We start from the raw sequence: 14,497 nt of genomic DNA, 5'->3' as shown, positions 1-14,497 counted from the left end.
GAGGCACCTGAAGACTTCAGTACGGCGATCAGCTCAGCTCTCAGAATGTATTCACTGATACTGAGCTGCGCGAGGGGAGAAGATCATACATGTATAGGGGAAATCGTATTTTAGCCATGATACCAGCTTTTAGCAGCAAGCAGGGGCATCATGCTGAACACATTCGCGTATTGGCGGAGCGGCCGCTAATCTATTGGACCATTCAGCCATTATTACAAATGATTGAATTAGATGAAGTCATCGTATCTTCAGAGAATGTGAATACTCAAATCATTTCGTCCCACTATGGAGCAAATGTGATTGAACTGCCAAGCACACATGTGACAGAACAAACACCTTCTTTAGTAGCTGTGAAGCATGCGCTTGCTTATTTAGAACGAGAGGGAAAGACATTTGATATTGTTTTGTATTTGCATCCATCATCACCACTAAGGCAGACGGCAGATATTGAGACCTGCTTGCAGCTTCTAGTAGAGGGGGGATATGATTGTGCGGCTTCTTTTACAGAGGCGTTAGAAAATCCAAATGAAACTTGGACACTTCATGACACCAATGAAGCCAGCCTGTATAAGGACAATCATTATTTTTTTGTACCAACTCAGGAGCACCCTTATACGTATGGGCGTTTAAATGGAGCTGTCTATGCGTTTCATGTTCCATATGCAAAAGAATGCATTCATTCCTTTTTAGAAGGATCTGTTGGTGCATATATGATGGATCATGCGCAATCGCTTGTTGTGAAAAGTGAGGAAGATCGGAAAAAGGCAGAGAAGATTTTATTGGCTCGGCAAGATGCAGAAGGAACGGCATAAGATGATGGCAATTAGAAAAAGCGCCCGGTCATAGGGCGCTTTTGACTATTTCATAAAGTCTGTAAGGCAGCGTATCAAATGTGTTCCAGCGAACGACTTGCTCGTAATTGTTCTCTGCAACCGATTGTCTTTGTTGAGGGTTTGTTACATAGTGCTCGACCTGCTTAATCAAATCGTTTTCATGTGTGTAAAAAGCGAAGCTTGAAAATGCCTGTGACGGTTGTAGATCTGTCAACTGAAAGCCTCCGCTTGCAGCGATATCAAATGCTCTGTTGTTGAGGCTCATATTTTGAACATTGGCTTTGTTTTGATTATAGGCAAATTGCGCGGGCCTGTGCGGATTCAGAACAATGGCTGATGTTTGATAGATGTCTGCCATCTGCTCGGGACTCAGCCAGTGGGTCATCAGTGAGAGATCACGATATCGTCTGCGTGATTTATTCAACACGCGATGCCACTCTTTTCCTGCTACGAGAATGCGCCATTTGTTTTGATGTAAGAGTGTATTGATGGCTTTGATGCGGTTTGGATAAGGGTAGCCAATGAGTGCAATGTCATAAATGCACGACTCATGTGGTGATTCTTTTTTCTGAAATACGTGTGTATTGGTTGGAATGGGAAAGTAGTGCGTGTGATCAGCGCCCATTTGTTTGTAAAATGACAAAGCACCTTCGTCAATCGTTAAGATCAGCTGTGCATCACTTACGCATGCAGCTGACACATCTATATAAAAAGGGTCTTCTGTCATCCACAGTACAACGGGGATCTTTTCTTGTTTGAATTGATGAAGCAGTTCTGTTGGAATATGATCACCGATCATCATGAAAACAAAATCCGGAGAAAATGTCCGGATTTTGTGCATATAAGCGGGTAGAGTTTCCCTTTCCACCTTGATGCATGAAAAGGGGGAATCAATGAAGCTATCTTCTATCCATTGATCAAACATCCGATAGATTCCACCGTAGCCAGAGCTGATATAAAGAAGCTTCATGATGGCCCTCTCACATTAAGATGTGAACGTAACACTTTCTACTTTATCTACATCTAATAGAGTCGTTGCAGAGCCCGTAGGTGTCACAGAGCTTTCTTGTGTGACGAAAACAACACCTGTTGAAGCATCGAATGATACGAATTGAACGGGTCCGATTAAGTCACCTGAGTCCATGACAATGCTAATGACTGTTCCAGGTGCAAGTCTTGCAAAAATCCATCTTGCTGGTTGAGATACGTCGAGTGTTGTAGCAGAATCTGAAGGTGATGCTTCAGCAGCCACCTCACTAAATAAATCGTTCAATTTTTCTTCCACTTGAACTCCTCCTTCTTCGAGATTAACTGTTAACGCATGACTAAGCGGTTTGAAAAACAGCTTTAACAGCTCTTTTTTTAATTCGGCACGCTTTTCGCTCATGTTTTCCCCATCCTTTCTTCATCCATTCAAACACACCACTATGTATATGCCGTTCTCTTTTTTTGGTATAAGCAGAATGCTCATTCCTTGTTCTTTTTTCATTTAATGACTTCACACATTTTTGAAAAATGTTTTCAAATGCTGATGCTAAATGAAGTGATCCTCATACTCTAGTAAAGATCAAACGAGAAGAAAGAGGGAATCTGAATGGAATTTGAACAACTATTAAATGGCTGGAACGAAGAATTACTAGAAACAGAAGGAATACTTGAAGTTGTGTTGATTATACTTCTTCTTCATCTTTTAGAAGAAAGTGAGGAAGGGAGTGCGTCAGAGATTAAAGAATTGCTACGCCCATGGCTTGAGCTCGGCATTCCGCTGCCGCGTGTTCATTTAGTCAATGGAGATGTGCTGCAAAACGTGGTTGTCGTACAATTGTTTGACTCAGTAGCAGTCTTTAAAAATGCGACAAATCAGCTAAGAGTAAGTGTTCCTTATGTGAACATTGTCAGCTGGGGGGCTTTTTAATCTATTTAAAAAAGGATAATGGTCATGAAAGTATCAGTGATATTAACAAGCTACAACAAACCTGATTTCATTGAACGTGTGCTAAAGAGTGTGGTAGAACAAACGTATCAGCATTGGGAGCTTTTGATCATGGATGATGGCTCTGAACAAGAAACGATCCAAAAGATGCAGCCTTATTTAGTGGATAAGCGCATTCAATTGTATTCTCATCAAATTCATCCTGCAAACCGGCTGAAGACTGTACGTTATGCAACGCTAATTAATGAAGCATTAACACGTATAACAGGTGAGCTGGTTTGTTATGTAACTGATGATACAGTCTACAGAAAAGATCGTTTAGAGAAAATGGTCGAGGTTTTTCAATCGAAGCCTCACATAGATATCGTCTATTCCTCGCAACGTGTCGTGCATGTGAATCAGCATTTGGTGGAAACGGCGAGCTTCGTTCGAGAAGCAGATCAAGTGTTGGAGCATGCATCCTTTCAAGTCGACCATTGCTCTGTTATGCATAGAAGCCGGCTGCTTTCGTTTATTCATGAAAAATACGGACAATACTGGGCCGACGAACCAAAACATTGGCATCATGCTGACTCTGTGTTTTGGATGAGACTGAATCATTTTGCTGCGTTCTTTCCATTACAAGAAGTACTAGATACCACATATAAAACGCCACAATCATTCCATCATATGTTTTCGAGTATGCCCTACGATTTAATTGACGGAACTGTGATTGAAAGAGATGGCGATTATTATCAAATCGCTCACGGATGTCTCCATCTAATTGACAAGCGCTGGGTGAATGAAAAGAACAGGCGTGCGATTCGTGTTCCTTCCTTATGTACGATGAAATATGAAATGAACGAGCCGCTGACAGTTCCGAATTATACAGTCGTCACTGCAGATAACGGCAGAACATTTTATTATATTGAACATCAGACAAAAAGACGGTTTGCTTCAAGACGTGATGTGCAATATTTTCAGTTTCATCAAAAGGAGATTTACACGGTCACAAAACAGCAGCTGGAGACGTTTGAGGAAGGCAGCATCATTCAAGTATCTCCAATATTCAGCCCACCAAATAGACGGCTGTTTAAATGGAAACAAGATGTCTATTTATTTGTGCATGATACCTTTTGCCGAATTGTCCCTGAGGTAGTGAAAATATTTGCGTTTTACCATCAGCCAATCAAACTACAACCTTCTCAATTTGCATTTTTTCAAGAAGGAAAGCCAATTGTGCCACTGTATATGGAGTCTCTTCAGGAATTTGACTTGTCTCTTTATCAGATATCAGGACGAAAGCACTCCTCATAAAAGGGGTGCTTTTTTTAGAATTGACGAAAAAAGCAGGAGATCGAAAGGAAAAAGCGAAACGTGAAAAGGATAGGGGAACACGTTGAATATCATCAAGCCGCTGAAAATTGGGCAATACGTGCCGGATTTTCGGCATAGAAAGTGAGGGGGAAATAGTGGGGAAGGTTGTCGAAAGAGCGGATTGGTTTGAATTAATTTTAGAAGCCATTGATGAAGCGATTCACGTTGTAGACGATCAAGGGGTCACCATCTTTTATAATCATAATGCAGCGAAGTTCGACTGTTTAGCGAAAGAAGAGGTGATTGGCAAGTACATACTGGATGTGTATCCTTCATTAACTGAAAAGACAAGTACACTCATGCATGTACTTAGAACAGGAAAACCCATTTATCATTCGTTGCAAACCTATTTGAATAAAAATGGAGAAAAAATTGAGACCGTCAACACCACACTGCCGATTATAGAAGGCAGCAAGTTAATTGGGGCGGTAGAAGTAGCGAAGGATGTGTCGAAGCTGTCGGCGCTTTCGAATCGTTTAGATCAAAAAAAACGAACGGATGGTGCCGCGGAGACCACTCAAATGCTCGATTTTTCTTCATTTTTAACAAATGATCCACACTTAAAAGAGATGCTGGAGAAAGCGAAAAAAGCTGCTGCATATTCTTCATCGGTTATGGTATTCGGGGAAACTGGGACAGGAAAAGAGGTACTCGTACAAGCGATTGTTCATGCATCTGATCGGAAAGATCAAGTCTTTATCCCGCAAAACTGTGCTGCTCTTCCAGAATCGCTGCTTGAAAGTCTTTTATTCGGGTCTGTCAAAGGAAGTTATACGGGCGCAATAGATCGCAAGGGGCTGTTTGAATTAGCAGATGGTGGTACGCTTTTTCTTGATGAGCTGCAAGCGATGCCGCTTACGCTTCAAACAAAATTACTGCGTGTGTTAGAGGATGGTGTTGTCCGCCGGATAGGTGATGCAAAGGCGGTTCAAGTAAATGTCAGAGTGATTACTGCCCTCAATATCGACCCATTTGAAGCCGTTAAAAAACAAATGTTAAGAGAAGACTTATTTTATAGACTGCATGTGTCATCATTTCATATCCCGCCGCTTCGCACAAGGAAGCATGATATCCAGCTGTTATCCAGCCACTTTATTCAAACGTATCATCAGCAATTTTCAAAAAACGTCAACCGCCTTTCTGAAGAAACTGTCCAAGTATTTATGGCCCATCAGTGGCCAGGGAATGTGAGAGAATTAAAACATACGATCGAGCATGCCGTCTTGATGATGCCAAAGGAAGCAGAAGAAATCACCACAGCATATCTCCCTGTCCATTTGCGGACGCATCAGATAGAAAGTCATCCGCCAGAGTCCTCATTAAAAAGTCAAGTGACGTCATTTGAACAAACGCTGATTCAAGAAGCTTTAAGACAGCACGCAGGGAATATTAAGCAAACGGCAGCCGCTTTAAAAATTCCTCGACAAACATTGCAGTATAAGCTAAAAAAATATACAGATGCCGAAAAGTAGGCACTTCAAACAGGTGAATGTGACGGAAAAGCTCCTTTTCTAAAGAATAGGGGCATTTTCCCATGTTGGCACATAACTTGCATAGTATAAAGTGAATGCTGATAGGGGGAATGGATATGAATCAAAAACTGTATCAACCTGCGCGACATTGGAAGGACATTGAACTTTGGAAGGACGTACCCGAGGAAAAGTGGAACGACTGGATTTGGCAGCTGACGCATACGGTCAAAACGCTTGAAGATTTAGAAAAAGTCGTGAACTTAACAGAAGAGGAAAAAGAAGGGGTGAAGATTTCCACGAAAACCATTCCACTCAACATAACACCCTACTATGCCTCACTGATGAATCCAGACGATCCAAGATGCCCAATCCGTATGCAGTCTGTACCGATTGCAGAAGAGCTTCATAAAACAAAATATGACCTCGAAGATCCGCTCCATGAAGATGAGGATTCACCTGTTCCAGGTTTAACGCACCGTTACCCAGATCGTGTGCTGTTTCTTGTCACAAATCAGTGCTCCATGTACTGCCGCTATTGTACGAGAAGGCGCTTTTCCGGTCAGATCGGGATGGGCGTGCCGAAAAAGCAATTAGATGCCGCCATTGGATATATTAGAGAAACCCCTGAAGTGCGGGATGTGTTAATTTCAGGCGGTGACGGGCTGTTAATTAATGATCAAGTGCTTGAATACATTTTGAAAAACTTACGAGACATTCCTCACGTTGAAATCATTCGAATTGGAACACGTGCACCGGTCGTGTTTCCGCAGCGAATTACAGATGAATTGTGTGAGATTTTAAAAAAATATCATCCTGTTTGGCTGAACACTCACTTTAATACAAGCATTGAAATCACAAAAGAAGCAAAAGAAGCGTGTGAGCGACTTGTCAATGCTGGCGTCCCTGTTGGTAATCAGGCGGTGATCCTAGCAGGAATTAACGACAGTGTGCCAATTATGAAGAAGCTGATGCATGATCTCGTCATGATTCGCGTCAGACCTTATTATATTTATCAATGTGATTTATCTGAGGGGATCGGCCACTTTAGAACACCGGTTTCAAAAGGCCTTGAAATCATTGAAGGCTTAAGAGGACATACGAGTGGTTATGCCGTGCCAAGCTTTGTTGTAGATGCACCAGGCGGAGGAGGTAAGATCACCTTACAGCCAAATTATTTATTATCTCAAAGCCCAGAGAAAGTGGTCCTGCGTAACTTTGAAGGTGTGATCACCTCTTATCCGGAGCCAGAACATTACGTCGCAGGCCAAGCAGATGCGTATTTTAATGAAATCTATGAAGAAAAGAAAGAACCCGCCATTGGCATAACTGCTCTATTTGAGGATGAAGCAAGATCCTTTACGCCTGAAAATTTAAGCCGAATGAAACGAAGAGAGTCTTATGAAACGAATCCTGAACATGATACGCTCAAAAACAAACGTGAAAAACGAGATGAATTAAAAGAGAAGAAATATCAAGCCCAGCTCAAAAAAGAACAAACCGTAAAGGAGGAGAAATAACGTTGCTGACATGTGATTGGTGTGAGGAGAAGAAAGCGAACGCAGGACAGACCACAGTCTATTGGGAACTCATCACGGGCACACAATCGATTGAGATTTTGGAAACGCCTTCGATTTCTTGCACGCATTGCGGGATGACGTATCAGAAGGATGAGACAGTAAAAGAGATAGAAGATCAATTAATTTTAGTCGATCAAACAAAACTTCCAGAAAAAATCTTATATGAAGAATTAATGAGCATGGAGCGGTTATTAAAGCGTAATTACTTTGATTTTTCTTCATAAGTTGTACCTCCGCCTATACAAGTCATCAAATTCCTGTATAATATAACAACAAAATAGAGTGTCGCGGAGGGAAAAACAGGTGAAGTCGTTTTACCATTATTTAATGAAGTATAGACATCCAAAACCGAAGGATGACATCAGTCATTTTGCAAATGCTGCTTATGAAGATCACAGCTTTCCTAAAGCATCCACTGATTATCATGAGCTATGTGCCTATTTAGAGTTAAATGGGGACTATTTAAGCTCCATGACGACATTTGATGAGGCTTTTGAGCAATACGAAGTAGAAGTCAAAAAAAAATAACACACACAACCGCTTGTTCCGTATGGAAGAAGCGGTTTTTTCATGAAGAAATAAAATGGCGTTTTGCATGGTGTGGTTGCCCATGCAGAATTCCTTGCGCCGGCATACGATACGTTAAGACCAAAAGTCGGGCAAGGGGGAGACAGAATGAAGGCGAAAGCACCAAAATATAAAGTAGGGGATATTGTCGTCGTTGTCATGTACGGCACAGTTGGAACGATAACAAAAGTCCATCAAATTGACCAACATTATCTATATGAGGTCAATCATAATGAGGTGCTTTATTTTGAAACATCACTCCAGCTTTACGATGAGTACGACGGGGTGATTGTAGATACAGAAAAGCTGGACATTGAATATGAGTTCCTCATTGGCGATGTTGTATATGTAAAGGATTACGGGAAAGAGCTATTTAAAATCATTGGCCATCGGACTGAGATATGGCGCTACCTTGAAGATGGCTGGGAAGATGTCATTTATGAACTGACAAGGTTAAAAGACGGAGAATGGCTGGAAACAGAAGAAGAAGACTTGACGCTTGTCCTAAGAAAATATGAGATGGATCAGTTTGTTCATCAGCTTCTTTTTGTGCATTACGTTGGAGAAACCTCAAAAGAAATAGAGGAAGATATGGTGCAAACCGCTCTATTACAGTTAGAAGAGAAACAAGAAAGCGAAGCATCACTAGAATTTCTCGCTGTATCTATAGTGGATGAGCTTCTTGATATTTACAATGATTATAAAATTCTCTATGAATTTTTCAAAGACCCAGAATATAAGGATATGATGGACTTTATTTTGGAAAGTTTAAACGAGCATTTTGGTTAAAAGAAGACTTGTCCTAACACGAATAAAAAGTAAGGAACACAGAAAAAAGCAATCACATAAAACCATCCCCTCAAGATACGGCCCATCACCTGATCAAAAGTATGTCCATCTAAAATGCTTAACCATTTCATTGCCTCATGCCCCTTTTCTTTTCGTTTACTGCATTTATATGTATGGAATGAGCCATTATGACAAACTGTAATAAAAATAAGGCAGCGTTCATACATCATAAAAAAGGAGGCGGAAAGCAATGAAAGAAGCAGATTTGGTGATTGATACAGAGGAAATTGCAGAATTCTTCTACACGGAGCTGGTCAAAAGAGGGTACATACCATCTGAGCTGGAAACGTTTGAGCTTGCCGATATTACATTTGAATATATGCTGAGGAAAGCAATGATAGTTGAAGAAGAGGCGCGGTAGGCACTATACTTTGAAGAGATTCTGAGTAGAAAGGGAGGGGAATTGGTTCGCGTGTATGTCATCATTTTTTTCCTTTTGTTTGGCGCCATCGCAGCGCTTATGGTGTCTGGCATGTTCCAGGAGTTGGACAACCAGATCATCTTATCGTTTGAAAACATCAGACTTCCTTTTTTAAATGATGTCATGCTGACTTTGACTGACTTTGGTATCAGTGCGCTGCTTGTCCCAATCATGCTCATCTTTAGCGTGGTGCTGTTTATGTATAAACGCTACCACTCTATTATGCTGCTTTTTCTACTATATATAGCAGAAAAAACGGTCAATCATGAACTGAAAGGACTGTTTGCTAGAGAGCGTCCAGCCTTTGATCATCTAGTGAATGAGACCTATTACAGCTTTCCGAGCGGACATTCTATGAATGCAGCAACGATCTATCCATTTATCGCCTATCTATTCATTGAAATGGTTCCGTGGCTGAAAAAGAGACAAAAAGCAGTCTACATGGTGACAGGGTGCTATGTGCTGATGATCGGCATCAGCAGGATGTATATCGGTGTTCATTATGTCACTGATGTAGCAGGGGGCTTTGCGATAGGACTAGCTTTATTTCTCATATGTAAAAAGATTGACGAAAAATTGTCCGTCATTCGACAAAAATAGAAGAAGGAAATTCATAGATCCCAGCCAATTTTATATAAAAGGGGAGGGATTTGAATGCAATTGACGTTGAGATTTTTTCAAAAGAAACCTTCAGCTTATCACTTAACCATTTATCAAACACCTGAATATGGTGCAGAAAGCGGACATCAGCCTGTGTACCGGACAAAGATTGGCGGCAGGACACACCTTGATGTACTAGAAAAAGCATTCTCGACATTTAATGTACAAGATACAGTCCCTAATGATTACAATGCACGGTTTATCACAACAGGGGATATCGTTGTGATTGATGACCAGAAAAAAGGGAAGTGCTACTACCAACTCTTTCCGGCAGGATGGAAACGCAGTGAACGCCTAATGACGATGAGTTAAATATAAACGACGATGCCAGCTTTACTTTCAGCTGGTATTTTCTTTTTTGATCTCAATCGTTTATAATAAATGGGACTAAACACATGTTAAACGTAAGTGGAGGCTAAAAAATGAGTGTACATATTGGAGCAGAAAAAGGACAAATTGCAGAAACGGTATTGCTTCCAGGCGATCCGCTTCGTGCGAAATATATTGCAGATACATATTTAGAAGATGTTGTGTGCTATAACGAAGTGCGCGGCATGTATGGTTATACCGGAACATATAAAGGAAAACGCATTTCTGTACAAGGTACTGGAATGGGCGTACCGTCTATTTCGATCTATGTGAATGAGCTGATCCAAAGCTATGATGTTCAAAACTTAATCCGTGTTGGTTCTTGCGGAGCGATCAAAAAAGATGTCAATGTACGTGACGTCATCTTAGCTCAAACATCATCAACAGATTCTCAAATGAACCGTGTGGCATTTGGACCGATTGATTACGCACCATGTGCTGATTTTGGTTTACTGAAAAAAGCCTACGACACAGCAGAAGCGAAAAATGTAGCTGTGCGTGTTGGGAATGTATTTACAGCAGACCAGTTTTATAATGAAAAACCACTTGAGCTGATGGATCAATATGGAATTCTAGCGATCGAAATGGAGACAACGGCTCTTTATACGCTTGCTGCAAAATTTGGCAGAAAAGCGTTGTCGATTCTGACAGTGAGCGATCATGTGCTAACAGGAGAAGAAACAACTGCTGAAGAGCGTCAAACGACATTTGACGAAATGATCTTAATTGCACTAGATTCTGTTTTATAATAGTATAAAGGGTGTGCTACGATGTAGCGCATCTTTATTTTTTTAGTAGAGCAAAAGGAAGGTATGTCATGAAGAAAAGCTATAAAATACTCTCAATCGCATCGATTCTTGGTTTGACGGCCGCATTATCAGGCTGCCAGTTGCTGGATCAGAAAAGCGGTACCACTGAATCTAACAAAACAAACGAACAAAAGAACGCAGCAAGTTCATCACCCCAGCAAAACTCAAACGATACGGCAGATTCATCTAATCAAGAGCTGACGTTAAAGAGTGAATATTTCAATGACATCAAGGTAGTGAGCGGACTGAAGACCATTCAAAACCCTGAAAATGTGCTTGCTTTAGTGAACAAAGAATATGCACTGCCAGGAACCTATAAACCTTCTGATCTCGTTGTACCAAAAGTGGAATTCTCTTTTTCAGAGGATATTGAAAAACGATATATTCGAAAAGAAGCAGCGGAGGCACTTGCGAAGTTATTCAAAGGTGCTAAAAAGGAAAACTTTGAGCTTGCTGCAGTATCGGGCTATCGTTCCTATGATCGTCAAAAGGTCATTTTTGATAGTGAAGTGAAACTAAAAGGGAAAGAAAAAGCCCAAGAAGCCGTAGCCTTACCAGGCGAAAGTGAACATCAAACAGGTTTAGCTATGGATATTTCCTCAAAAAGTGCCGGCTTTGAAATCTCTGAAAAATTTGGTGAAACACCTGATGGTAAATGGGTAGCCAAAAACGCTTATAAATATGGCTTTATCATCCGTTATCCAAAAGGGAAAGAAGACATCACGAAATATGAATATGAGCCGTGGCACTTGCGCTATGTAGGGAAAGAAGCTGCAAAAGCGATGCACGATCATGATTTAACATTCGAAGAGTATATGAACAAAGTGAAGAAAATATAAACAAATAAAAGGCCTCCCGAAGCTGGGAGGCCTTCTTTTATACGCCGTTTTAAAAAAAGAGCAAACCTGCTAATGCGAAGCCGGTAATAAAACCGAGACCGATGCCATAAGCTGGACCCCAGCCATAATAGCCTCCGTAATAACCTCCGTAATAGCCAAAGCCTAAGCCCCTGCGGGACCCGCCGACTGGACGGATATAAACTTTGCGGTTTGACACCCGCTCAATACGTCCAACATGTACTCTGCCATTTCGATCAGTAATTCTAGCTACTTTCCCCATATGCTGCTGACAAAGTTTATAGTAGCGCTCCATGTTTTTCCTCCTTATGACAAACTCTTTTCACTCTTATCCTATGCGAAAGACTTCATAGAGTTTGGACAAAACATATAGGAGATTCGCTCATTTTATACTGTACATTCAAATACAAGGTGACTCAGATGTTCTCGGTGTGTTTGAATCAGGTCATAGTGTGTCTGTAATGTATCATAAAGAGAAGGTGGTATTTGATCTGATAATTCCATTTCGGTCGGCTCTTCCTGCACCATGTGCTCATCAAATGAGAGAATCTGAATGTCACGGAATCCTGCGGACGCTAACTGTTTTTTCCATTCAGGAAATGAAAAGAGGGAGTGAAACCCATAAAACTCCCGAATGGTTGCCTGTTCTTTTGAGGGGAGCGGCACTTTTAACACAGCCTCATTTGCGATCAATTGTTTTCCAGGAGCAAGCACCCGTTTGATCTCAGCAAGCGCAGCAGGTAAATGGGTGAAACTTAAAACAGATTCACTGATCAGTAGAGAGAACGAGTCATCTGAAAATGGCAGGTGTTCGATCGATGCTTGCTGTGCACGGAAAGGTAGTTGTTCCCGCTCGAATCGCAGATTGGCTTTTTCAATCATCAAAGGGTGTGTATCAATCGCCTCTACTTCATAACCTAAATGTCCTAGATAGGCGGCTGTTTGTCCTGTGCCGCATCCAACATCCAGTATACGATCGTCAGACGCCAAGTGAAGATGCTCAATCATCGTTTTTGTTAGCTCAATTCCGCCAGGATGGGCACCTGATACACCAAAATAGGCAAGCATTTCTACATAGTCACTCATGGAATCCCTTCTTTCTTTATCATGTTTCTCTCTAAAGATTATGCATTGCAAGGCGAAATGGCTTATCTTTTCAAATAGAAGTTTGATCCTTTGGTTGACGGATGAAGAATCGTCCTTGATAATAATGAAAGGAGATAAAGGTGGTGTTTTTTTGAAAAAACAATTCAAGTTCGTGATAGCCATTCTGGTGACAGCAGCGCTTTCCTCAGCGATTACATTTGTGATCACAAAACAAGGTGCTGTCAGCGTTTCAGGAGATGAGAAGTTTAGTAAACTCATGGCTGCATATACGAAGGTAAAAAACGAGTATTACGAAAAAACGGATGATCAAAAACTAGTAGACGGTGCGATTCAAGGAATGATTGCATCACTTGATGATCCATACTCTACATATATGGATCAGGAGGAAGCCGAAGGATTTAACAACACCATTTCATCTTCATTTGAAGGAATTGGTGCACAAGTAGAAGAGAAGGATGGACAAATTTTAATTGTCGCACCGATTAAAGGCTCTCCTGCTGAAAAAGCTGGTTTGAAACCTCATGATCGTATTTTAAAAGTGGATAGTAAAAGTACAAAAGGTATGTCAGTGAATAAAGCTGTTTCTCTTATCAGAGGGAAAAAAGGAACGGATGTCAAACTGCATTTGAACAGACAAGGTGTTGGAAATGTGGATGTCACGATCACAAGAGATACGATTCCGCTTGAAACGGTGTATGCAAAACTAACAAAAGATAAAATAGGCGAAATCCAAATCACTTCTTTTGCTGAAACCACGTCTAAAGAATTGGATAAAGCGATTGATGACCTCGAGAAAAAAGGGGCAAAAGGTTTTGTCATTGATCTGAGAGATAATCCAGGCGGCATTATGACAGAAGCAATTGAAATGAGCAATGACTTTATCGATAAAGGAAAAGTCATTATGCAGGTTGAGGAAAAAGGAAAGAAACAAGTGTACAAAGCGGAAAAAGAACGCAAAGTTCATCAGCCGACAGTTGTTCTTGTAAACGGCGGTTCAGCGAGTGCTGCTGAAATCATGGCGGCAGCTCTGCACCAATCCTCTAGCATTCAACTTGTTGGAGAAAAGACATTTGGTAAAGGGACTGTTCAAAATGCGCAAAGCTACAATGATGGTTCTAGTGTGAAATTAACCATTGCCAAGTGGCTGACACCAGACGGGTCTTGGATTCACAAAAAAGGAATTGAGCCACAGGTGAAAGCATCTCTGCCGAGTTATGCGAAGCTGCCATACTTAAGTCCGAAAAAGACGTATCAACTGAATGATGATGGAGATGAAGTCAAAGCGGCTCAAAAAATGTTCCAAGCGCTTGGCTACAAAGCAAAAGCCAATGGAGAATATGATCAAGCATTCCAGTCGATCGTGAAAAGTTTCCAATCAGATCACGATCTAAAGGCTGATGGTATTCTGACAGGGGACACAACGACGGTACTGATGACAAACATCCAAGATAAGCTCAAGAAAAATGACACGCAAATGAAAAAAGCCATTGAAGTGTTGAAAAAAGAAATGAAATAGAAAAAGCAGTCCTCATCAGGGGACTGCTTCAAATTGTTGACAAAGGGCTAAAATGAACTTTATTTTAGCCCTTTGTCTTCTTTTCAGCTCAGCGTGATAGAAAACCTTTGAAGTCTAGGAAGGACGAGTACTGGAGCGGAGCGAATTTGACATTCGTGAGCACCAGCACGC

At 41.1% G+C, this 14,497-nt stretch carries 19 protein-coding genes; 14 read left to right on the top strand and 5 right to left on the bottom strand.

The annotated features are described in order from the left end of the window. Positions 1–89 precede the first annotated feature (89 nt). Positions 90–812 carry an acylneuraminate cytidylyltransferase family protein gene (locus BA79_RS13365; protein WP_035703285.1) on the top strand — a complete coding sequence of 241 codons (723 nt, stop codon included), beginning with the start codon at positions 90–92 and terminating at the stop codon, positions 810–812. Positions 813–840: 28 nt separating this feature from the next. Here BA79_RS13365 and BA79_RS13360 read toward each other — a convergent pair whose 3' ends face one another. Continuing rightward, a complete protein-coding gene (locus BA79_RS13360; protein ID WP_248596541.1) occupies positions 841–1,635 on the bottom strand; it encodes a CgeB family protein in 795 nt (264 codons plus the stop codon). A 183-nt stretch (positions 1,636–1,818) separates the two neighbouring features. Next, positions 1,819–2,220, bottom strand: coding sequence for a hypothetical protein (locus BA79_RS13355; RefSeq protein WP_007500770.1), 402 nt, complete (start codon positions 2,218–2,220; stop codon positions 1,819–1,821). Positions 2,221–2,427: 207 nt separating this feature from the next. On the opposite strand from BA79_RS13355, the gene cgeC reads away from it, so the two are divergent. From cgeC to BA79_RS13320, 7 genes are all read left to right on the top strand, one after another. Further along, positions 2,428–2,748 (top strand): spore maturation protein CgeC, encoded by a 321-nt coding sequence (gene cgeC / locus BA79_RS13350; protein WP_007500768.1) that lies wholly within the window; start codon positions 2,428–2,430, stop codon positions 2,746–2,748. An 18-nt stretch (positions 2,749–2,766) separates the two neighbouring features. After that, positions 2,767–4,062: a glycosyltransferase family 2 protein gene (locus tag BA79_RS13345; protein ID WP_035703281.1), complete on the top strand. Its 1,296-nt coding sequence runs from the start codon at positions 2,767–2,769 to the stop codon at positions 4,060–4,062. Positions 4,063–4,217: 155 nt separating this feature from the next. Further along, entirely contained in the window at positions 4,218–5,594 is a 1,377-nt protein-coding gene (locus BA79_RS13340) for a sigma-54 interaction domain-containing protein (protein WP_035703279.1), read from the top strand. Between the two features lie 116 nt (positions 5,595–5,710). Then, a complete protein-coding gene (gene kamA, locus BA79_RS13335) occupies positions 5,711–7,111 on the top strand; it encodes a lysine 2,3-aminomutase (RefSeq protein ID WP_008346434.1) in 1,401 nt (466 codons plus the stop codon). Between the two features lie 2 nt (positions 7,112–7,113). Further along, positions 7,114–7,395 (top strand): YokU family protein, encoded by a 282-nt coding sequence (locus BA79_RS13330; RefSeq protein ID WP_008346437.1) that lies wholly within the window; start codon positions 7,114–7,116, stop codon positions 7,393–7,395. A gap of 79 nt (positions 7,396–7,474) precedes the next feature. After that, entirely contained in the window at positions 7,475–7,699 is a 225-nt protein-coding gene (locus BA79_RS13325; protein WP_008346438.1) for a YozE family protein, read from the top strand. A gap of 147 nt (positions 7,700–7,846) precedes the next feature. After that, a complete protein-coding gene (locus BA79_RS13320; RefSeq protein ID WP_008346441.1) occupies positions 7,847–8,527 on the top strand; it encodes a hypothetical protein in 681 nt (226 codons plus the stop codon). Here BA79_RS13320 and BA79_RS19835 read toward each other — a convergent pair. Beyond that, positions 8,524–8,658, bottom strand: coding sequence for a hypothetical protein (locus tag BA79_RS19835; protein WP_017359686.1), 135 nt, complete (start codon positions 8,656–8,658; stop codon positions 8,524–8,526). The genes BA79_RS13320 and BA79_RS19835 overlap by 4 nt on opposite strands. Positions 8,659–8,777: 119 nt before the next feature. On the opposite strand from BA79_RS19835, the gene BA79_RS19155 reads away from it, so the two are divergent. The 5 genes from BA79_RS19155 (at position 8,778) to BA79_RS13300 (ending at position 11,685) form a co-directional block, all read left to right on the top strand. Continuing rightward, positions 8,778–8,948 (top strand): YozD family protein, encoded by a 171-nt coding sequence (locus tag BA79_RS19155; protein ID WP_008346445.1) that lies wholly within the window; start codon positions 8,778–8,780, stop codon positions 8,946–8,948. Positions 8,949–8,999: 51 nt separating this feature from the next. Beyond that, entirely contained in the window at positions 9,000–9,608 is a 609-nt protein-coding gene (locus BA79_RS13315) for a phosphatase PAP2 family protein (protein WP_017359684.1), read from the top strand. A gap of 54 nt (positions 9,609–9,662) precedes the next feature. Beyond that, positions 9,663–9,980 carry a YodL domain-containing protein gene (locus BA79_RS13310; protein ID WP_007500756.1) on the top strand — a complete coding sequence of 106 codons (318 nt, stop codon included), beginning with the start codon at positions 9,663–9,665 and terminating at the stop codon, positions 9,978–9,980. A gap of 110 nt (positions 9,981–10,090) precedes the next feature. Next, complete coding sequence (gene deoD, locus BA79_RS13305) at positions 10,091–10,786, top strand: purine-nucleoside phosphorylase (RefSeq protein WP_007500754.1); 696 nt, start codon at positions 10,091–10,093, stop codon at positions 10,784–10,786. Between the two features lie 68 nt (positions 10,787–10,854). After that, complete coding sequence (locus BA79_RS13300; protein ID WP_017367458.1) at positions 10,855–11,685, top strand: M15 family metallopeptidase; 831 nt, start codon at positions 10,855–10,857, stop codon at positions 11,683–11,685. A 49-nt stretch (positions 11,686–11,734) separates the two neighbouring features. Here BA79_RS13300 and BA79_RS13295 read toward each other — a convergent pair whose 3' ends face one another. Both BA79_RS13295 and BA79_RS13290 read right to left on the bottom strand, forming a co-directional pair. Next, positions 11,735–11,998: a hypothetical protein gene (locus tag BA79_RS13295; RefSeq protein ID WP_017359682.1), complete on the bottom strand. Its 264-nt coding sequence runs from the start codon at positions 11,996–11,998 to the stop codon at positions 11,735–11,737. 92 nt (positions 11,999–12,090) lie between these two features. Beyond that, a complete protein-coding gene (locus tag BA79_RS13290) occupies positions 12,091–12,789 on the bottom strand; it encodes a class I SAM-dependent methyltransferase (protein ID WP_035703277.1) in 699 nt (232 codons plus the stop codon). A 151-nt stretch (positions 12,790–12,940) separates the two neighbouring features. On the opposite strand from BA79_RS13290, the gene BA79_RS13285 reads away from it, so the two are divergent. After that, on the top strand, positions 12,941–14,326 hold the full coding sequence (locus BA79_RS13285) for a S41 family peptidase (protein WP_008346456.1): 1,386 nt from the start codon (positions 12,941–12,943) through the stop codon (positions 14,324–14,326). Positions 14,327–14,497: the final 171 nt, after the last annotated feature.

The organism is Bacillus altitudinis 41KF2b, assembly GCF_000691145.1.
Lineage (GTDB): Bacteria > Bacillota > Bacilli > Bacillales > Bacillaceae > Bacillus > Bacillus altitudinis.
This window is presented reverse-complemented; position numbering and strand designations above follow the sequence as displayed.